This is a genomic window from Klebsiella sp. CN_Kp091 (genome assembly GCF_040065095.1).
GTDB classification, from domain to species: domain Bacteria; phylum Pseudomonadota; class Gammaproteobacteria; order Enterobacterales; family Enterobacteriaceae; genus Klebsiella; species Klebsiella aerogenes.
Map to the genome: position 1 here is coordinate 157,011 of NZ_JBEAIO010000001.1, position 19,661 is coordinate 176,671.

Below are 19,661 nucleotides of genomic sequence, written 5' to 3' on the forward strand. Positions count from 1 at the left end.
CGTCAGCTTAACGCCAGCAGCTGGCGGGTGTACTCCTGACGCGGTGCCGTAAATACGCGCTCGCATTCACCCTGCTCGACGACTTCTCCCTGCCGCAGCACTATCACCTGATGACAGAGCGTCCGCACAACACGTAAATCATGGCTGATAAACAGATAGGCCAGCTGATGCTTTTGCTGTAGCGTCTTCAGCAGCGCCAGGATCTGCGCCTGCACGGTTTTATCCAGCGATGAAGTTGGTTCATCTAACACAATCAGCTGCGGTTTGACGATCAGTGCCCGGGCAATGGCAATACGCTGGCGCTGGCCGCCAGAGAATTCCGCCGGATAGCGCTGTCGCGTCGCGGGGTCGAGTCCCACTTCTTGCATCACCTGAATTACCGCGTGTTCACGTTCCGCGGGCGTCAGCGTCGGCTGGTGAACGCGTAATCCTTCCTCGATAATCTGCAGGGCGCTCAGGCGCGGGTTGAGCGAGGAATTCGGATCCTGAAAGACGACCTGAATGCGTCGGCGCAGCGGCAGCATTTGGCGGCGATTTCGCCCCTGGATCGACTCGCCGGCAAACTGCATTTCTCCGCTGGAGTTAATCAGCCGCAGCAGCGCCAGGCCGGTGGTGCTTTTTCCGGAACCCGACTCTCCCACCAGCCCCAGCGTTTCTCCGGCCCGCAAGGTAAAAGTCAGATGGTGGACAACCCGATTGTGATCGACCACCCGGCGCAGGATCCCTTTGCGGATAGGGAAGGCGACATTGAGATCGCGGGCCTGTAGTAGGATGGGCGCGTCGGCGGGCAGCGGCACCGGTTTGCCGGTCGGTTCGCTATCCAGCAGGCGGCGGGTATACGGATGCGCGGGCGCCTGAAACAGCTCCCGGCAGCCGTTTTGTTCGACGCAGCGTCCGTTTTGCATCACCGCCACCCGGTCGGCAAGCTGGCGGACAATACTCAGATTGTGGGTGATGAACAACATCCCCATGTTGAGCTCATGCTTCAGTTCGCGCAGCAGTTGCAGAATTTGCGCCTGCACCGAGACATCCAGCGCGGTGGTCGGTTCATCGGCAATGAGCAGCTCCGGGCGCGTCAGCAGCGCCATGGCGATCATTACCCGTTGGCGTTCGCCGCCGGAAAGCTGGTGCGGATAGTCGGCAAGCCGCCGTGAAGCGTTACGGATCCCAACCCGATCCAGACAGTCGAGGATTTCGCCGCGCGCCGCCTCTTTGCGCATGCCGCGGTGCAGCGAAAGCACCTCGTACAGTTGTTTCTCCAGATTATGCAGCGGATTGAGCGACACCATCGGCTCCTGGAAAATCATCGCGATGCGGTTGCCGCGGATCCCGCGCAGGGTTCGTTCATCGGCGTGCAGCAATGATTGACCGTGAAAGCGAATATCGCCGCTGGGATAGCTGACCGGCGGCGAGGGCAGGAGGCGCAGCACCGACAGCGCGGAGACGCTCTTGCCGGAGCCTGATTCGCCGACCAACGCCAGCGTTTCACCTGCCGCAATCCGCAGCGTCAGGTTGCTGACGACCGTCTGGCTTGCTCCCTGCTGGCGGAAGGCGATAGAGAGGTCGTCAATGTCTAATAACGGCTGGCTCATGTTATACCGCCTTACTCGGATCGAAGGCGTCGCGGACCGCTTCGCCAATGAAAATCAGCAGCGTCAGCAGCACCGCCACCGACAAAAATGCCGCCATCCCCAGCCACGGCGCCTGCAGGTTATTTTTCCCCTGCAGTAGCAGTTCGCCCAGCGACGGCGAGCCTAGCGGCAGGCCAAAGCCGAGAAAATCGAGCGAGGTCAGGGTGGTTATCGAACTGCACAAAATAAACGGCAGGAAGGTGAGGGTGGCGACCATCGCATTCGGCAGCATATGGCGCAGGATAATATGGCGATCGCTGACCCCCAGCGCCTGTGCGGCGCGAATATAATCGTAGTTGCGGGTGCGCAGGAATTCGGCGCGAACCACCCCGACCAGCGTCATCCAGCCAAATAAAACGGTGATTGCCAGCAGCCACCAGAAATCAGGTTGCACTACGCTTGAGAGCAGAATAATTAAAAATAGCGTCGGCATTCCGGACCATACTTCGATAAAACGCTGCCCCCACAGGTCGAGCTTACCGCCGTAGTAGCCCTGCAGCGCCCCGGCAAGCACGCCAAGCACGCTGGAGAAGAGCGTCAGCAGCAGACCGAATAATAATGAGATCCGCGCGCCATAGAGGATCCGTGCGAATACATCGCCGCCGTTAGCGTCGGTACCCAGCCAGTTGTGCCTGGACGGCGGCGAAGGGAAGGGGCTGTCGGTGGCGAAATTGATGCTGGTGGCGCCGAAACGCACCGGGGCCCACAGCACCCAGCCGTTTTCCGCCAGCCGTTTTTGCAGCCAGGGATCCTGATAGTCGGCGGCGGTGGCAAAATCACCGCCGAAGGTCGTTTCGCTATAGGTTTTCAGCGCCGGTACGTACAAACTACCGCGATAGTGCACCAGCAGCGGCTTATCGTTGGCGATAAGCTCGGCGCACAGGCTACAAATAAACAGCGCCAGGAAGATCCATAGCGACCAGTAGCCGCGGCGATTGTGGCGAAAACGCGCCCAGCGGGCCTGATTTACGGGGGAGAGAAATGACATTAGCGGCCCTCGAAATCGATACGCGGATCGACCAGCGTATAGCTGATGTCGCTGACAATGTTTAATAACAGGCCGATTAACGTGAAGATATACAGAGTGCCGAACATCACCGGGTAATCACGCGACACGGTGGCTTCGTAGCCGAGCAGCCCAAGACCATTGAGCGAGAACATCACCTCAATCAGCAGCGAACCGGTAAAGAACATGCTGATAAAAGTGGCGGGAAAACCGGCAATCACCAGCAGCATGGCGTTGCGGAAAACGTGTTTCCACAGGATCTGTTTTTCCCCGACGCCTTTAGCGCGGGCCGTCACCACATACTGCTTGCGGATCTCATCAAGGAAACTGTTTTTAGTCAGCATCGTCAGGGCGGCGAAACCGCCGATCACCGTCGCCAGCACCGGTAAGGTGATATGCCAGAGATAGTCGGCGATCTTCTGATACCACGGCAGGCTATCAAAATTAGCGGAGACCAGGCCGCGCAGCGGAAAAAGATCGAAATAGCTGCCGCCGGCGAAGATCACGATCAGTAATATCGCGAACAGAAATGCCGGGATGGCGTAACCGATGATGATAAATGTGCTGCTCCAGACGTCGAAATGGCTGCCGTTACTGACGGCTTTACGGATCCCCAGCGGTATCGACACCAGGTAGATAATCAGCGTGCTCCACAGGCCGAGGGTAATAGATACCGGCAGGCTGTCTTTAATTAACTGCAGTACCGAGGCGCTGCGAAACAGGCTATCGCCAAAATCAAAACGCAGATAGTCGCCGAGCATCTTAAAGTAGCGTTCGTGAATCGGTTTATCGAAGCCGTAGCGGTGGGTGATTTCGGCAATCACTTCCGGATCGAGCCCACGTCCGCCGCGATAATGGCCTTCACTGATATTGCCGACGCCGGTACGCGCATGGCTGGCGCCCATACCGCTATCTCCTGCGCCGGGCAACCCGCTGCGGTCGCCGAACTCCACGGCGGCGATCGCCTGATCGACCGGACCGCCTGGCGCAATCTGCACGATAAAAAAATTGATGGTGATGATGGCCCAGAGTGTCGGGATCACCAGTAATAGTCGGCGGAGCAGGTAGGCACCCATCTTAAATCCTTAACGTCGGTCCGCGGGAAGCCTGGCGGCTTTGTTAACATCGTACCACCAGCCATCAAAACCGGAGGAGTAGGTTGGGCGAGTTTGCGGGAAGGAGAACTTATTCCAGTAGGCCGTCCTGTCCTGCGCCATATACCACATCGGCAGCATGTAATAGTTCCAGGTCAGCATCCGGTCGAGCGCGCGGCCCAGCGGCAGAAGCTTCTGTTTGTTGCCCTGCCAGCGCACGATCTGCGCAATCAACGCGTCGACCGCCGGGTTTTGCACTCCCGGCGCGTTATAGCTGGAGTTAATATAGTCCGAGGCCCACGAAACCTGTAAACCCGTATCTGGCCAGGCGGTGGCGCGCCACAGTGAGGGCATCATGTCGTAATCGCGGCTCCGCAGTCGGCTGTTGGCCTGGGAGTTATCCACCTGACGGATATCCATCGTCACGCCTAAACGCTGCAAATTATGCTGGAACGGTAGTACCCAACTGACGTTGCCGCCGGAGGCGAGCAGCAGCTCAAAACGCAGCGGTTTGCCGGTTTTGGCATTAACGCGCTGACGATTTTTTAGCACCCATCCCGCCTGGTTCAACAGGGCATCTGCTTTAAGTAAATTGGCGCGATCGAAACCATCGCCGTTGGAAACGGGCGGCTGATAAATCCGGGTAAAGACCTCTGGCGGCAAATCTTTTTTCAACGGCGCCAGCAAAGTGAGTTCATCGGCCTTCGGGTAATCACGAGCGGCATATTCTGTATTCTGAAAGTAACTGTTTGGCCGACTGTAGGCGCCGTAAAACAGCGCCTTATTCATCCATTCGAAATCAAATGCAAGGGTGATGGCTTCACGCACCTGGCGGTCGGCAAAGACCGCGCGCTGAGTATTAAAAGCCAGCCAGCGGGTATCCTTTGCCGAGGTAGTCGTGCGATCGTCTTTCACTATATAACCGTTGCTAAAGTTGCGCCCGATATAGCGCGTCGCCCAGTTTTTTGTCGAACTCTCCTCGCGCATATCTACCGCTCCGGCTTTGAAGGCTTCGAAAGCGACGTTATCGTCGAGATAGTAGTCATAGCGAATCGTGTCGAAGTTCCAGCGTCCGCGGTTCACCGGCAGGTCGGCGGCCCAGTAGTTCTCGACTCGCGAATAGACAATATATTGCCCCATCCGCCAACTGCTGATGCGATAGGGGCCACTGGCGAGCGGCGGTGTTGAAAGGGGATCGCTCAGTTTATGATGGCGCCAGAATGACGCGGGCATTACCGGCAAGGACAGCAGGCTGAGCATATTTTCTTTGCCCGGCTTGGCCAGTTCAATGCGCACCGTCAGCGGGGCGATGGCTTTGACGGTCGTTCCTTTATAGATAAGACGAAACTGCGGCACCCCTTCGGTCATAAATTTGTGGAAGGTGAAAGCAACGTCGCTGGCGGTAATCGGGCTACCGTCATGAAAGCGGGCTCGCGGGTTGAGGGTAATTTCCATCCACGAGAAATCATCAGTAAAGCGCGCGCGATCGGCAATCAGCGGGTAGTAGCTGCCCGGTTCATCGTCCGAGGTGGTAAACAGAGTGTCATACAGCGCATCGGTACGTACGCCGGGATTACCGCGCAGGGCGTAGCGGTTGAAATTGTCAAAGGTGCCAATGGCGGCAAGCGTGATACTGCCGCCTTTGGGCGCGTCCGGGTTGACGTAATCGAAGTGATGAAAGTCAACGGCATACTTTGGCTCGCCGATAATAGCGAACGCCTCGCTCTCTTTAATGGTTTGCGCCTGGCTACTAAGGCTAAATAAAGCCAGCAGCAGCAGGCCGATGCGCGCAAACATAGTTGGAATATCATCCTCTGACCATTAACCCCGGTAGTTTCGCATCATAAGCGACCCTCAGCGGCTTGTGAAATAATTTGCCGGCTCATCATGGGCGGCAACCAGTTTCTCCAGCGGCAGCGGGCGGCTGAAGCAGTAACCTTGTAGATATTTCACGCCGTGAGCGCGCAGCCATTCCGCCTGCTCCGGCGTTTCTACGCCTTCAGCCACGGTTTTCAGCTGCAGACGGCGGCTAAGCGTTAAGACCGCATCCAGGACGGGAGAGGTGACGGTTTCGGTACCGATCGCCTGTACAAAACCACGATCGATCTTCAGATAATCAAAGTTATAGCGCTCCAGATAAATCAGCGCGCTGTGGCCGGTACCAAAATCATCAATAGCAATTTCGAAGCCCTGCTGATGCAGCCACTCAAAAATGGCCATCGACTGGTTTTTATCGATCATCGAGCGTTCGGTTATTTCCAGCACGACGTCGAAGTAGTTTGCGGGTAACGCGGCGGCAAAACGTTGCATATCTTGCTGAAAATCGGCGGCATGCAGATGGGTGGGCGAGATATTCAGGCCAAGCTTGGTACCGCGCGGCAAAATACGCTGCAGAGTCGGCGCGTCGCGGGCGATCAACATTAACAGGTGATGGGTAAGCGGCACGATCATTTGCTGCGTTTCCGCCAGATTAATAAAGACGTCTGGCGGGATCTCGCCAACCACCGGATGCCGCCAGCGCATCAGCACTTCAACGCCGCTAATTTGCAGGGTGTCGGCTTTTACCACCGGCTGGTAGACCACGTAGAACTGGTTGTTTTTGATCCCCAGCTGGATTGATTTCCGCGGATCGGATTTGATCGTCAAAATGTAGTAGCTGAGTAAGCCTGCGAGCATACCGCATACCACGCCAAGCAGCAGGGCGAACTGGGTATTCTCGCCAAGCCAGCTGTTGGAAAAGAGATACACTTTTAGCGGTAGCCCTGGAACCTGAATCTGGCGTATCGGCTCATTGGGCAATGATAGCGGGTCGATAATTTTGCTGCTGAAGGTAGAAATCGCAGTATGGCCGATGGCCAGCGCAATACCGTTGAAGTCATTCTGCCGTGCGGTATAGAGGATATAAGGCGTCAGATTAGCATTGATGGATACAAAAATGCCGCTGTCTCGATCGCCGGGACGTTGCACCCACATTGCCAACGCGGCGGTGTCCGGCATCATCGGTGTGCCCTGGAGGATGGCCATATCCAGGGCTTTATTTGTATCAAGCTGCGGTATCAATTGTTTAAACGGTGTGTTCATTGCGCCGGTGGCGGATGAACAGAACGCTTTACCGTTTTTCACCAGCAGGAAGGCGCGTACGTTCGGACTAAAGGCGGCGCTGGCGGCCAGTCCGGAGTCAACATGCTCGCAGGGCTGATCGAGCAGAGGCTGCAGGCCATCGATGGTTTCGCTTAAATCGGCGAAATAACTATTAAGGTAGTGACTGACGTTATTGATTATCTGATCGAAACGTTCAGAGCGGTTGTGGTAGATAACCATAAACTGGATGCTGCCGGCCAGTAGCGCGACGGCAACGCCAATGCAAATACTGGTAAGCCAGATTTTACGTCGGGGTGAAAAGTAGCGGGTTAGCATAGGCCAGAATCTGTCCGTATTATTGAATCATGCCAATGGGGTGCCAGAAGAGTATGGTTCCATTTCCTTTAAAAGGCATAGCTTGTAAAGACATAGCTTATTTTGCGGAGTTCATCGGCGGAAAAGCAAAAAAAACACTGCCGGGGCAGTGTTTTTTTCATTTCTTACCGTCAGCCAAGGGATAACCGACGGTAAGAAGAAGGATCAGGAACGACTCAGAACGCGACGCGCTTCGTTATAGCGCTTTTTCCAGTATGGCTCATCCAGGCTTGAGATGGTGACGCCGCTGCTGGTAGAGGCATGTACAAACTGGTTGTTGCCGATGTAGATACCAACATGACGGCCCGTAGAGCCAGCACGGAACAGCACTAAATCACCGGTACGCAGTTGAGTGCGCGAAATCGATTTGCCGGAATCCTGCTGCTCGGAAGTTGAGCGTGGCAGTTCCAGACCAAATTGTTCACGGAAAGTACGCTGCACGAACGCCGAGCAATCGATCCCTTTCCGGGTGCTGCCGCCAAGGCGGTAACGCACGCCTTTCCAGCTAGCATACTGGTCCATCAAGCGGGACTTCACGTCCAGGTTGCTGACCATTTTTTCAAATTCATCCTGAGAGGCTTGCAGTGATGATAAATCTCCACTACCCACAGCATGCGTCTCAGAATGCATATTCTTGGCGGTACTTGTTGAACTACACGCGGAAAGCAGAACCGCAACTGCAATCGCGGGGACGACCCGCAAGATATATCTCAAAATCGGCTGAGATTTGACCATTATGTTTATTTTCCCTTGTTGTCCTTAACGACAATGTCGTTATAAAAAATGCCAAACGTGGTAGAGCCTAGATTCCAGAAAGCAATGAGACAATTCCTTAAGCCTAAAAATGTGGAGTACCGCACATTTTTATTCAGATGATGAATTGTGTTGCTTGGGAAGGCAAAACGAGAAAGAGATTACCCTATCAAACGTGGGATGGCGAGCGGTTTTGCGCGATTTCTTATAAGTATTTTTGCGACAAAAAGTGAATCATCGGCAAAGGGGAAAATAGCGCCTTTTTTGGCTGAAAAATATGCAATATCTTCATTTCAATGATGATTAATGTGACAGGAAGATGATGTCGCGAATAAATCATCAGCAAATATAAAAAAAGGGGTCAGAACGACCCCTTATGGATAATATTAATAAAATGTAAAAATGATCTTATTTTTTTGCTATTCCACCCGGGAGCGAACGGTCAAACCAGGCGATCAACTTATCGGAAAGCGAGGTCATTAATACCCACGGCGCGCCTATCAGCACCGCGCTGAGCGAACCTACGGCAATATCGGTGAACCAATGGGCGCCGATCATCACTCGCGGGAAAGCAAAAACCACAAAAATAACCAGTGCAATGATAAATGCCCGGCGGCCGAAATATCGCCACATAAACGAGGCGAAAATGAGCAACATCATGCCGTGGTCGCCCGGAAAGCTATCTTTTGAAGCGTCTTTGGTTGGCAGTGAGACCACGTCGCTGACTTTCGTAATATCGGTAAAGAACAACGAAGGGCTGGCGCGCTGTACCGGCATCAAATGCTGGGCAAGTTGATTGATAATCACCGCCGCGAGCAACATCACCAGCCCCATAAGGATAATGCGGCGGCGTTCAGCGCTCTGCGCTTTGATCCAAAAATTGAGCATCAGACAGCCCATCGCCAGCAGCGAGCAGGCGTCGAAAGCGCGATTGTTGATGATGGCTAACAGCCAGGCATACGCGTGGTTGGTGCTCACGCCCTGGTTAAAGAAGTGAAAAATAGCCGAGTCAAGCGGGAACCAGAAACCGTGGTTTGCCGGTAGATACCAGGAACAAAATAAGGCCACGCCCGCGGCGTTCAGCAGCAAGATTAGGGGTATACGGTTTTTAGTCATAACGAATGCGATTTTTTTAAACAGCGGCCAAAAATAGCCGCATTAACTTAAACGAAGCTTCAACAGCGAGGACTGCAGGGTATTCCAGTCAACTTCTGACTCGGAAATCAGTTCGATGCGGCTATCCGGCGGCGGCGCGTTTTGGGTTTCGATGTGCAGATCGAGTCCCTGGCGGTTGATTCGCACCAATCCTTCAGCGATACGCATCACGCCTTTCACCCGGCCAACCGGCGCCAGGCGCGCCCATTCCAGCAACCCAACGGTGTCAAATTGGGTATCAGCATCAAAAATCCAGCCGCAGGCATGGTATCCCTGGCCGCTGTTAACACTGCGACGCCAGCGTTGATGCGCCGGTAGATTTAACGCCGCCAAACCCTGCTTTTGTCCGTGACTGTGCACGTGGTCCGGGCTTGCCGGCAGCGGCGCGGTGTTGCGGCGCGGCAGATCCAGCAGCGCGCGATCGATATTGCCCTGGGTGGCGGTCACCTGCAGGCGCTCGCCGGCGTACTGTTGCCACCAGTTGGCAAAAGCGGCATCGATTTCCGGCGTCGCACGGTCGCTTTTATTAGCCACGATCACGTCGGCGGCGGCCAGTTGGTCGCGGAAATTTTCATTAGCGACGATCTTCTCTTCCAGCAGCTGGCGCGGATCCAGGATGCACAGCGTCGCGCGCAGATCGATCCAGGGTTCATAGACGGCAGCGGTGAGGATATCGAGAATTTGCTTCGGATGGCCCAGTCCGGTTGGCTCAATCAGCAGACGATCCGGCTTTCCCTGACGCAGCAGCGTATTGAGCCCAACCTGCATCGGCAGACCGTTGACACAGCACATGCAGCCGCCGGGGATCTCTTTTAGCAACGCGCCGCTTTCCGCCAGCAGGGCGCCGTCGATGCCGACTTCGCCGAACTCGTTGACCAGCACGGCCCATTTTTCATTTGCAGGCTTGTGGGCCAGTAAATGAAGAATCGAGGTCGTTTTGCCGCTGCCGAGAAAGCCCGTGATCAGGTTAGTTTTGGTCACAATTTCTCCAGCATAGAAATGTAATGTTGTAACAGTTGCGACTATCCTGACGAAAAAAAGGGGAAAAGAGAAGGGTTACTGCGGACAGAATAGCATTCTGTCCGCTAAACAGCAGAAATTGTTAATTACGCAGCGCGGTAGCCACGGCTTCGCGGGCACCCGATTTAGCCAGTTGATGCCAGGCTGAAGTGATTTCCTCGACAAACAGTGGGTTGCCCGGCAGGTCCTGACCAAATATCTCCTGCAGGTTAAGCAGGGCGCTGACGCGCTCGTCCGGCTGGCTGGTAGCGACCAACTGTTTGATTTTGTCGACCAGCGGGTCGCGCACGTCAATGGCCTGCCCGGCGTCGTCGACGCCGCTTACATAACGCATCCAGCCAGCCACGCCCAGCGCCAGCAGCGGCCAGCGGCTGCCGTTTGCCAGATGAACGCGAATACTATCGAGCATCCTCTGCGGCAGCTTTTGGCTGCCGTCCATGGCGATTTGCCAGGTACGATGCTTTAACGCCGGATTGGCGAAGCGCGTTATCAGGCTGTCGGCATAGGCGACTAAATCCACGCCGGTAATCGATAGCGTTGGCGCTTGTTCATCCAGCATCAGGCGGCGGGCGGCATGGCGGAAAACATCATCCTGCATGCAGTCGCTAACGTGCGCGTGCCCCGCCAGGTAGCCCAGCCAGGCGAGGAAGGAGTGGCTACCGTTGAGCATCCGTAGTTTCATTTGTTCCCACGGCAGGACGTCTCGGGTCATCTGTACCCCCGCCGTTTCCCAGACCGGGCGTCCGGCGACAAAATTGTCTTCCACCACCCATTGAATAAACGGTTCGCAGCTGATGGCGCAGGGATCTTCAACGCCCAGCACGGAGGCAATCTCCGCCAAAGATTCTTCGGTGGCGGCCGGGACGATGCGGTCAACCATGGTGCCGGGGAAGCTGACATGTTCAGCAATCCAGCTTGCCAACTCCTGACTTCGTTTCTCCGCCATACCGAGGACGGCGTTTTTCACGACGTGACCATTGTCGGGAATATTGTCGCAGGACAGAACGGTAAAAGGGGCGAGTCCGCGTTCGCGGCGGCGATTGAGCGCTTCAACTAAAATACCGGGAGCCGACTGCGGAAGCGTCGGGTTTTCCAGATCGTTAACGATGCGCGGCTGGGTTGGATCCAGTTTACCGGTCGCCGGATCGATGCAATAACCTTTCTCGGTGATCGTCAGCGAAACGATAGCCACCTGCGGTTCGCAAAATTTTTCGATAATCGCTGCCAGAGAATCAAGTCTGGCATTCAGGCATTCATGTACTGCGCCAACCACGATCGGCTGGTTCCCCTCAGCGCCTTTTTCCAGCACCGTAAACAGGTGGTCCTGCGCACGCAGTTGGCTCATCAGCTTATCGCCGCTGAACAGGCTGATTTCACAAATTCCCCAGTCGCCGCCGCTGGCGTTAAGTACCCGGTCGGTCAGCAGCGCCTGATGCGCGCGGTGAAACGCGCCAAAACCCAAATGTACGATACGCGAGCGCAATTGGCGGCGATCGTACTGCGGAAGTTGTACGCTTGCGGGTAGCGCGGCGGTAGCGATAGTTGTCATTTTTATACACCTGATTAACCAATGATTAACATGAGGTAGTGTAAAGTTATATGACAGCAATTTAAATTGGTAAGCCGAATTTATCCGCTTAGTGTGAGCTGGATCAATCAATGATACGGGCGAAATTGACCATTCAGCAGAAGCATGTATGGTAGTCGCCATAAGGTTTCACATTATTGGTATAACAACTTAAAGAGGGCATTGCGATGGAGCAAACCTGGCGTTGGTATGGACCGAACGATCCGGTATCGCTTGATGATGTGCGCCAGGCGGGCGCCACGGGCGTCGTGACCGCGTTGCATCACATTCCTAATGGTCAGGTCTGGCCGGTTGAAGAGATTCAGCAGCGTTTAGCGCTGCTGGCGGAAAAAGGCCTGAGCTGGTCGGTGGTTGAAAGTATCCCGGTTCATGAAGATATCAAAACCCACAGCGGGCAATATGAGACGTGGATCGCCAACTACCAGCAGAGCATCCGCAATCTGGCGGCCTGCGGTATTGATACCGTGTGCTATAACTTCATGCCGATTCTGGACTGGACGCGTACCGATCTGGAATATCAGCTGGCCGATGGCTCCAAAGCGCTGCGTTTTGACCAGATTGCTTTCGCCGCTTTTGAACTGCACATCCTTAAACGTCCGGGCGCCGAAGCTGACTACAGCGCTGAAGAACAGCAGCAGGCTGAAGTTTACTTTAAGGCGATGAGCGAGGCGGATATCGACAAGCTGACCCGCAATATCATCGCTGGCCTGCCGGGAGCGGAAGAGGGCTATACCCTCGATCAGTTCCGCGCTCGTCTGGCGGAGTATGACCACATCGATAAAGCGCAGCTGCGTGAGAACATGGCTTACTTCCTGCGGGCGATTGTGCCGGTGTGCGAAGAAGTCGGCGTGCGTCTGGCGGTTCACCCGGACGATCCGCCGCGTCCGATCCTCGGCCTGCCGCGTATCGTGTCGACGATCGACGATATGCAGTGGTTGAAAGAGACGGTAGACAGCATTTATAACGGCTTTACCATGTGTACCGGATCCTACGGCGTGCGCGCCGATAACGATCTGGTGAAGATGGTGGAAACCTTCGGCGATCGTATCCACTTTACCCATTTGCGTTCTACCTGCCGTGAAGAGAATCCTAAAACCTTCCACGAGGCGGCGCATCTGAATGGCGACGTCAATATGGTGGCGGTGGTCAATGCGATCCTCAGCGAAGAGCTGCGTCGTAAGAAAGCCGGCGATCTGCGCCCGATTCCGTTCCGTCCGGATCACGGCCATCAGATGCTTGACGATCTGCGTAAGAAAACTAATCCCGGTTATTCGGCGATTGGCCGCCTGAAAGGCATGGCGGAAGTGCGAGGCGTTGAGCTGGCGCTGAAGATGACCAAATACCCTGAGCTGCTGTAATCGTGGCGTGAGGGAAAGCAAAAGGACAGCCAGCGGCTGTCCTTTTTTGTGCCTGATATCAGCAGCGAGTAGCCTGGATAAGGAGCGCAGCGCCGCCATCCGGGACATTCCCCGGCCTGCGCTACGCTTAGCCGGGCTACCGAACTACCGAACGTCGCGGGTTGTGTAGCCCGGATAAGGCGCGCAGCGCCGCTATCCGGGAAGAGTCCGGCCTGCGCGACGCGGGGCCGGGCAACCGTCAGAGGAGGGTGGTTAGTCCGCGCGGCCCATATAGCGGCACTCTTCGATATGAATGCGGATTTTCTCGCCGCTGGTCAGGTATTCCGGAACCTGAATCACCAGCCCGGTGCTCATGGTGGCCGGTTTGGTGCGCGAGCTGGCGGAGGCGCCTTTAATGCCCGGCGCGGTTTCTACGATTTCCAGGTCAACGGTCTGCGGCAGTTCCAGCGCCAACAGCTGGCCATCCCAGGTCAGAACCTGCATATCCGGCATGCCGCCTTCAGGGATAAACTGCAGCTCTTCTTCGATCTGCTCTTTGGTGAAGGTATACGGGGTATAGTCTTCTTTATCCATGAACACGTATTCGTTGCCATCGACGTAGGAGAAGTCAACGAAACGACGGGTCAGGGTCACGGTATCGACGATGTCGTCGCCCTTAAAACGCTCTTCTACTTTCAGGCCGGTACGCACGTCGGAAAAACGCATTTTGTACAGCGTTGCTGCGCCACGGGCGCTTGGCGACTGAATATCAATATTTTTAACAATCAGCAGTTTGCCGTTGTAATTCAGCACCATACCTTTTTTAATTTCATTCGCTCTTGGCATTGCAGTAATCCTGTCACTTAAAGGGTCAAAAATATCGCGTAAAACTACTCGCGCCGGGCCTTTCAGGCAAGCGGAATTCGCGACTTTTGCTATCTCCCGGCAAATCTTCGAGCGGCGCTGCTGAAAAAGCCGTATCGCCAGCTTCAGCTTTCCTGATAGCCGATATTTTGCTACTGTCCGCCTCCCACTCATTAAGGAGTCAGGTATGGAATGTCGCCCGGACTGCGGAGCCTGTTGCACCGCGCCGTCCATCTCAAGCCCCATTCCCGGAATGCCTGACGGCAAGCCGGCCAACACCCCATGCGTGCAGCTGGATGAACATCTGCGCTGCAAGATTTTTGCCTCGCCGCTGCGCCCTAAAGTCTGTGCAGGTTTACAGCCGGCCGCGGAAATGTGCGGCAGCACGCGTCAGCAGGCGATGGCTTATCTCATTCATCTCGAAGCGCTGACCGCGCCCTAAACGTCTTTAATACGCCACAGGCAGACCTGGGCGATAATTCCCATCATTAGCGCAATCCAGAACACCGCGTGATAGCTCCAGATTTCCGCGACGACGCCCGCCAGCGAGCCGGCGATGATCCAGCCGACGCGCGTGGTATTGGTATACAGCGTGGTCGCCGCGCCCGCCTGACCCGGCATCAGATCCTGAAAATAGAGCATACCGATGCCGGCCAGGATCCCGATGTAAATCGCGTTCAGCGCCTGCATCCCCAGCAGCAGGGCTGGAGTATGGACAGTCAGCATACCGACATAAAACAACAGCCCGGCAAGCGCGGCAATGCGCATCAGCAAGCGCTTACCAAAGCGTTTCGCGTAATAACCGGCAATCAGCATGGTGGGGATTTCCAGCCCGGCGGCGGTCCCCATCATCAGCCCGGCCAGTTTCTCCGGCAGATGCAATTCATTAATGATAAACAGCGGCATATTAATGATATAGAGGCTATTGGTGCCCCACATTAACGTACAGATGCTGAACAGCAGCAGCGCGTCGCGGCGGTTGGTGCGCGGCGCTTCAAGATGAGCACCGGCGGTTTTGCTCTCTTTACGCATGCTAGGCAGGAAGAACCAGACCATCAGCGCACAGACGATGAACGCCACGGCGGCGCTGAGATACATCACGGTAAAACCAAAACCCATTGCCAGCGCGTAGGCCAGCGGCGGGCCGATCACCCACGCCAGCGATACCTGCGCGCGCAGAATGGAGCTGAACATCACCGCCTCGCGCCCGGTTTTGTCCGCGTGTTCGCGGGCGAGGGCGAACATTTGCGGGTTGGCGGTAGAGCCAAAACTACTGAGAAAGACGCCGACGAACAGCAGAATAAAGTAGTTGCGGTTCCAGGCGAACAGCACGCAGGCCAGCACCCCCAGCAGGCAGCAGGCGACAATCAGCTGCTTGCGATCGCCTTTACGATCCGAACGCCCGGCAAGAAACTGGCTTACCAGAATGCCGATGACCGCGCTGCCGGTAAAAAAGAAGCCGACCATTGCCGGGCGCACGTGCACCTCGTTGGTCAGAAACAGGCTCAGGGTCGGGGTTTGTAAAGCGCCAGCGATCCCGGTCAGGAAGGCGACAATTAAAAAGGCTGAGGATGTCAGGTCAAACCCGCGGCGGGGAAGGGCGGCGCTACTGTTTTGCATGCTGGAATATAGTTGGTTTCAGGAGAGGCGAAGTTTACGCCGACACCCATAAAATAAATAGTGGTATGGCACGAAAAATTAAAAAGGCGTTTCAAATTATGTCGTTCAGCAAAAAGCTGAAGCTCGCGGAGTACTTCACCATTAACTTCAGCAAAAATGTGCGGTATCTCTAAATTCTGTTATCAGTCTTCGGAGTTTACTTGCGCAGTGCGCAAGAAAGGTACAGACTCATTGAAACGTTTCAGCGTCATCAGAGTATTATCCAGTCATCGGGTGGCGTATTTTTTCTCATGTTAGCTGAAACGATTCAATTCAGCGGAGAGGAGAACTATGTTCCAGTTATCTGTACAGGATATCCATCCCGGCCAGCAGGCCGCGAATAAAGAAGAGGCAATACGTCAGATTGCTGGCGCGCTGGTTAGCGCGGGTAATGTGGCTGACGGCTACGTTAACGGTATGCTTGCCCGCGAGCAGCAGACCTCCACTTTCCTCGGCAACGGCATCGCCATCCCGCACGGCACCACCGATACCCGCGACCAGGTTCTGAAAACCGGTGTCCAGGTGTATCAGTTCCCGCAGGGCGTGACCTGGGGAGAAGGGCAAACCGCTTATGTGGCGATCGGTATTGCCGCCAGCTCCGACGAGCATCTCGGTCTGCTGCGTCAGTTGACGCACGTCCTGAGCGACGACTCGGTGGCTGAACAGCTGAGAACCGTCACCACCGCAGAAGATCTGCGGGCTCTGCTGATGGGTGAAAAGCAAAGCGAAGCGCTGAAGCTCGACAACGAAACGTTGAGCCTGGACGTGGTCGCCAACGATCTGCTGACGCTGCAGGCGCTGAACGCCGCGCGGCTGAAAGAGGCGGGGGCGGTAAACGCCGACTTCGTCAGCCGTACCATTAACGATGCGCCGCTCAATCTGGGCCAGGGGATCTGGTTGAACGATTGTGCGCAAGGCAACCTGCGCAGCGCCGTTGCCGTGAGTCGCGCTGCCAATGCCTTTACCGCTGATGGGCAGCCGGTAGCGCTGCTGATCACCGTCGCGATGGCCGATGAGCAGCCGACCGCGGTGCTTAATCGCCTGAGCAATCTGCTCATTGATAAAAAAGTGGAGCATCTGCTGAAAGCCGACGCCGCCACGCTGCTGGCGCTGCTGACCAGCGACGACGCCATTGCTGAAGACGTGCTGAACGCCGAGTTTGTGGTACGCAACGAGCACGGGCTGCACGCACGTCCGGGCACGATGTTGGTTAATACGATTAAACAATTCTCCAGCGACATTACCGTTACCAACCTCGATGGTTCCGGCAAGCCGGCCAATGGCCGCAGCCTGATGAAGGTCGTGGCGCTGGGCGTGAAAAAAGGTCACCGTCTGCGTTTTACCGCGCAGGGTGAAGATGCGCAACAAGCGCTGGATGCGATTGGCGAAGCGATCGCCGCAGGCCTTGGGGAGGGCGCATAAATGAGCAGACGTGTAGCAACAATTACATTAAATCCGGCATACGACCTGGTGGGCTTCACCCCGGAAATCGAACGTGGCGAAGTGAACCTGGTACGTACTACCGGCCTGCATGCGGCAGGCAAAGGTATCAACGTGGCGAAGGTGCTGAAAGATCTTGGCATCGACGTCACCGTCGGCGGCTTCCTCGGTAAAGATAACCAGGATGGCTTCCAGCAGCTGTTTAGCGAGCTGGGTATCGCCAACCGCTTCCAGGTGGTGCAGGGGCGTACCCGTATCAACGTTAAGCTGACGGAAAAAGATGGCGAAGTGACCGATTTCAACTTCTCCGGTTTCGAAGTGACCCCGGCGGACTGGGAGCGTTTCGTTAATGATTCTCTGAGCTGGCTGGGGCAGTTCGATATGGTTTGCGTCAGCGGTAGCCTGCCGTCCGGCGTGAGTCCGGAAGCCTTTACCGACTGGATGACGCGCCTGCGAAGCCAGTGCCCGTGCATTATTTTCGATAGCAGCCGCGAAGCGCTGGTTGCAGGGCTGAAAGCCGCGCCGTGGCTGGTAAAACCAAACCGCCGCGAGCTGGAAATCTGGGCTGGCCGCAAGTTGCCGGAGATGAAAGATGTTATCGACGCCGCCCATGCGCTGCGCGAGCAAGGTATCGCCCACGTGGTGATTTCGTTAGGCGAAGAGGGCGCGCTGTGGGTTAACGCCTCCGGCGAATGGATTGCCAAACCGCCTTCAGTAGAGGTCGTCAGCACCGTCGGCGCCGGTGATTCGATGGTCGGCGGCCTGATTTACGGCCTGCTGATGCGTGAATCCAGCGAGCATACCCTGCGCCTGGCGACCGCCGTCGCCGCCCTGGCCGTCAGCCAGAGCAACGTTGGCATTACCGATCGTACCCAGTTGGCCGCAATGATGGCGCGCGTCGACTTACAACCCTTTAATTGACAGCAGGAGAGGCATAATGAAAACGCTGCTGATTATTGATGCCGGGCTTGGCCAGGCTCGCGCCTACATGGCGAAGACCCTGCTCAGCGCCGCGGCGCAGAAAGCGCACCTTGAGCTGATTGATAACCCGAACGATGCCGAACTGGCCATCGTACTGGGGACCGCGCTGCCGGCCGATAGCGCGCTGAATGGTAAAAACGTCTATCTGGGCGATATCAACCGTGCTGTCGCCCATCCGGAGCTGTTCCTGGGTGAAGCGAAAGATCACGCTAAGCCGTACGTTGCGCCAGCGGCGGTAGCCGTTCCGGCCGCCGCTCAGGGGCAGAAACGTATTGTCGCCGTTACCGCTTGTCCGACCGGCGTAGCTCATACCTTTATGGCGGCGGAAGCCATTGAAACCGAGGCCAAAAAACGCGGCTGGTGGGTGAAAGTGGAAACCCGTGGCTCCGTGGGGGCGGGTAATGCTATTACTCCGGAAGAGGTGGAGCAGGCGGATCTGGTGATCGTCGCCGCCGATATCGAAGTCGATCTGGCGAAGTTCGCCGGTAAACCGATGTATCGCACCACCACCGGACTGGCGCTGAAGAAAACCGCGCAGGAGCTGGATAAAGCCGTTGCTGAAGCGAAGCCGTACCAGCCATCCGGCAAACCGCAGGCCTCCGGTGACGGTAAAAAAGAGTCGGCTGGCGCCTATCGTCACCTGCTGACCGGCGTCTCCTACATGCTGCCGATGGTGGTAGCGGGCGGCCTGTGTATCGCGCTGTCGTTCGCGTTCGGTATTAAAGCGTTTGAAGTGAAAGACACCATGGCGGCGGCGTTGATGCAAATCGGCGGCGGTTCAGCCTTTGCGCTGATGGTGCCGGTACTGGCAGGCTTTATCGCGTTCTCCATCGCTGACCGTCCGGGTCTGACGCCTGGTCTTATCGGCGGTATGCTGGCCGTCAGCGGCGGCTCCGGTTTTATCGGCGGTATCATCGCCGGTTTTCTTGCCGGTTACGTGGCGAAGTTAATCAGCACAAAGCTGAAACTGCCGCAGAGTATGGAAGCATTGAAGCCGATTCTGATCATTCCACTGATTTCCAGCCTGATTGTTGGTCTGGCGATGATCTACCTGATCGGCAAACCGGTGGCGGGTATCCTGGCCTGGCTGACCCACTGGCTGCAAACTATGGGGACGGCGAACGCAGTACTGCTCGGCGCGATCCTCGGCGGCATGATGTGTACCGATATGGGCGGGCCGGTGAACAAAGCGGCTTATGCTTTCGGTGTGGGTCTGTTGAGTACTCAAACCTACGCGCCGATGGCGGCGATTATGGCGGCCGGTATGGTGCCACCGCTGGCGCTTGGCCTGGCGACGCTTATTGCCCGCAACAAGTTCGACAAATCACAGCGTGAAGGCGGTAAAGCGGCGCTGGTTCTGGGCCTGTGCTTTATCACCGAAGGGGCGATTCCATTCGCCGCTCGCGATCCGATGCGCGTACTGCCTTGCTGTATCGTAGGCGGCGCGGTGACCGGCGCTATCTCGATGGCAGTAGGCGCGAAACTGATGGCGCCGCATGGCGGTCTGTTCGTTCTGCTGATCCCAGGCGCCATCACTCCGGTGCTGGGTTATCTGCTGGCGATTATTGCCGGTACGCTGGTCGCGGGTCTCTCTTACGCGGTGCTGAAGCGTCCGGAAGCGCCGGCAGCGGAAGTTGAAAAAGCGGCATAATATAAGCGTAATAAAAAAGGGCCGAT

The 19,661-nt window shown here is 56.1% G+C and carries 16 protein-coding genes; 5 read left to right on the plus strand and 11 right to left on the minus strand.

Annotation, left to right across the window (positions count from 1 at the left end):
* Nucleotides 1-2: 2 nt before the first annotated feature.
* The 9 genes from yejF to ABLV17_RS00785 all read right to left on the minus strand — a co-directional run bounded on the left by yejF (nt 3) and on the right by ABLV17_RS00785 (nt 11,664).
* Nucleotides 3-1,592, minus strand: coding sequence for a microcin C ABC transporter ATP-binding protein YejF (gene yejF / locus ABLV17_RS00745; RefSeq protein ID WP_271031710.1), 1,590 nt, complete (start codon nt 1,590-1,592; stop codon nt 3-5).
* A 1-nt stretch (nt 1,593) separates the two neighbouring features.
* The gene (locus ABLV17_RS00750) at nt 1,594-2,619 is read right to left on the minus strand and encodes a microcin C ABC transporter permease (RefSeq protein ID WP_049059668.1); all 1,026 of its coding nucleotides are present in this window, start codon (nt 2,617-2,619) and stop codon (nt 1,594-1,596) included.
* The gene (locus ABLV17_RS00755) at nt 2,619-3,713 is read right to left on the minus strand and encodes a microcin C ABC transporter permease YejB (RefSeq protein ID WP_020078276.1); all 1,095 of its coding nucleotides are present in this window, start codon (nt 3,711-3,713) and stop codon (nt 2,619-2,621) included. Before ABLV17_RS00755 ends, ABLV17_RS00750 begins: the two co-directional genes overlap by 1 nt.
* 9 nt (nt 3,714-3,722) lie before the next feature.
* Nucleotides 3,723-5,528 (minus strand): extracellular solute-binding protein, encoded by a 1,806-nt coding sequence (locus ABLV17_RS00760; protein ID WP_213794369.1) that lies wholly within the window; start codon nt 5,526-5,528, stop codon nt 3,723-3,725.
* A 57-nt stretch (nt 5,529-5,585) separates the two neighbouring features.
* Complete coding sequence (locus ABLV17_RS00765; RefSeq protein WP_213794370.1) at nt 5,586-7,148, minus strand: cyclic di-GMP phosphodiesterase; 1,563 nt, start codon at nt 7,146-7,148, stop codon at nt 5,586-5,588.
* Between the two features lie 204 nt (nt 7,149-7,352).
* Nucleotides 7,353-7,922: a bifunctional murein DD-endopeptidase/murein LD-carboxypeptidase gene (gene mepS / locus ABLV17_RS00770; protein ID WP_047043201.1), complete on the minus strand. Its 570-nt coding sequence runs from the start codon at nt 7,920-7,922 to the stop codon at nt 7,353-7,355.
* Nucleotides 7,923-8,348: 426 nt separating this feature from the next.
* Complete coding sequence (locus ABLV17_RS00775) at nt 8,349-9,056, minus strand: phosphatase PAP2 family protein (RefSeq protein WP_087860148.1); 708 nt, start codon at nt 9,054-9,056, stop codon at nt 8,349-8,351.
* A 42-nt stretch (nt 9,057-9,098) separates the two neighbouring features.
* A complete protein-coding gene (locus tag ABLV17_RS00780) occupies nt 9,099-10,076 on the minus strand; it encodes a GTP-binding protein (protein ID WP_213794371.1) in 978 nt (325 codons plus the stop codon).
* Nucleotides 10,077-10,197: 121 nt separating this feature from the next.
* Entirely contained in the window at nt 10,198-11,664 is a 1,467-nt protein-coding gene (locus ABLV17_RS00785; RefSeq protein WP_213794372.1) for a fructuronate reductase, read from the minus strand.
* 206 nt (nt 11,665-11,870) lie between these two features.
* On the opposite strand from ABLV17_RS00785, the gene uxuA reads away from it, so the two are divergent.
* Nucleotides 11,871-13,061 carry a mannonate dehydratase gene (gene uxuA, locus ABLV17_RS00790; protein WP_213794373.1) on the plus strand — a complete coding sequence of 397 codons (1,191 nt, stop codon included), beginning with the start codon at nt 11,871-11,873 and terminating at the stop codon, nt 13,059-13,061.
* A 252-nt stretch (nt 13,062-13,313) separates the two neighbouring features.
* On the opposite strand, the gene yeiP is transcribed toward uxuA, so the two are convergent.
* Nucleotides 13,314-13,886: an elongation factor P-like protein YeiP gene (yeiP, locus tag ABLV17_RS00795; protein ID WP_015365690.1), complete on the minus strand. Its 573-nt coding sequence runs from the start codon at nt 13,884-13,886 to the stop codon at nt 13,314-13,316.
* A 205-nt stretch (nt 13,887-14,091) separates the two neighbouring features.
* Here yeiP and ABLV17_RS00800 point away from each other — a divergent pair, with 205 nt between their 5' ends.
* Nucleotides 14,092-14,346: a YkgJ family cysteine cluster protein gene (locus tag ABLV17_RS00800; protein ID WP_015365691.1), complete on the plus strand. Its 255-nt coding sequence runs from the start codon at nt 14,092-14,094 to the stop codon at nt 14,344-14,346.
* On the opposite strand, the gene setB is transcribed toward ABLV17_RS00800, so the two are convergent.
* Nucleotides 14,343-15,524 (minus strand): sugar efflux transporter SetB, encoded by a 1,182-nt coding sequence (gene setB / locus ABLV17_RS00805; protein ID WP_087860152.1) that lies wholly within the window; start codon nt 15,522-15,524, stop codon nt 14,343-14,345. The genes ABLV17_RS00800 and setB overlap by 4 nt on opposite strands.
* Before the next feature lie 330 nt (nt 15,525-15,854).
* Between setB and fruB the strand changes: the two genes are divergently transcribed.
* From fruB to fruA, 3 genes are read left to right on the plus strand one after another with little or no spacing between them, the layout of a single operon-like run.
* Nucleotides 15,855-16,985 carry a fused PTS fructose transporter subunit IIA/HPr protein gene (fruB, locus tag ABLV17_RS00810; RefSeq protein ID WP_271031709.1) on the plus strand — a complete coding sequence of 377 codons (1,131 nt, stop codon included), beginning with the start codon at nt 15,855-15,857 and terminating at the stop codon, nt 16,983-16,985.
* Nucleotides 16,986-17,924: a 1-phosphofructokinase gene (fruK, locus tag ABLV17_RS00815; RefSeq protein ID WP_015365695.1), complete on the plus strand. Its 939-nt coding sequence runs from the start codon at nt 16,986-16,988 to the stop codon at nt 17,922-17,924.
* Between the two features lie 16 nt (nt 17,925-17,940).
* Nucleotides 17,941-19,635: a PTS fructose transporter subunit IIBC gene (fruA, locus tag ABLV17_RS00820; protein ID WP_213794374.1), complete on the plus strand. Its 1,695-nt coding sequence runs from the start codon at nt 17,941-17,943 to the stop codon at nt 19,633-19,635.
* Nucleotides 19,636-19,661: the final 26 nt, after the last annotated feature.

Coding starts and splice junctions, on each gene's coding strand:
- yeiP (WP_015365690.1), bottom strand. CDS start 13,886: ATGCCAAGAGCGAATGAAATTAAAAAAGGTATGGTGCTGAATTACAAC.
- uxuA (WP_213794373.1), top strand. CDS start 11,871: ATGGAGCAAACCTGGCGTTGGTATGGACCGAACGATCCGGTATCGCTT.
- fruB (WP_271031709.1), top strand. CDS start 15,855: ATGTTCCAGTTATCTGTACAGGATATCCATCCCGGCCAGCAGGCCGCG.
- setB (WP_087860152.1), bottom strand. CDS start 15,524: ATGCAAAACAGTAGCGCCGCCCTTCCCCGCCGCGGGTTTGACCTGACA.
- ABLV17_RS00760 (WP_213794369.1), bottom strand. CDS start 5,528: ATGTTTGCGCGCATCGGCCTGCTGCTGCTGGCTTTATTTAGCCTTAGT.
- ABLV17_RS00775 (WP_087860148.1), bottom strand. CDS start 9,056: ATGACTAAAAACCGTATACCCCTAATCTTGCTGCTGAACGCCGCGGGC.
- ABLV17_RS00755 (WP_020078276.1), bottom strand. CDS start 3,713: ATGGGTGCCTACCTGCTCCGCCGACTATTACTGGTGATCCCGACACTC.
- ABLV17_RS00800 (WP_015365691.1), top strand. CDS start 14,092: ATGGAATGTCGCCCGGACTGCGGAGCCTGTTGCACCGCGCCGTCCATC.
- fruA (WP_213794374.1), top strand. CDS start 17,941: ATGAAAACGCTGCTGATTATTGATGCCGGGCTTGGCCAGGCTCGCGCC.
- ABLV17_RS00785 (WP_213794372.1), bottom strand. CDS start 11,664: ATGACAACTATCGCTACCGCCGCGCTACCCGCAAGCGTACAACTTCCG.
- yejF (WP_271031710.1), bottom strand. CDS start 1,592: ATGAGCCAGCCGTTATTAGACATTGACGACCTCTCTATCGCCTTCCGC.
- ABLV17_RS00765 (WP_213794370.1), bottom strand. CDS start 7,148: ATGCTAACCCGCTACTTTTCACCCCGACGTAAAATCTGGCTTACCAGT.
- ABLV17_RS00750 (WP_049059668.1), bottom strand. CDS start 2,619: ATGTCATTTCTCTCCCCCGTAAATCAGGCCCGCTGGGCGCGTTTTCGC.
- fruK (WP_015365695.1), top strand. CDS start 16,986: ATGAGCAGACGTGTAGCAACAATTACATTAAATCCGGCATACGACCTG.
- mepS (WP_047043201.1), bottom strand. CDS start 7,922: ATGGTCAAATCTCAGCCGATTTTGAGATATATCTTGCGGGTCGTCCCC.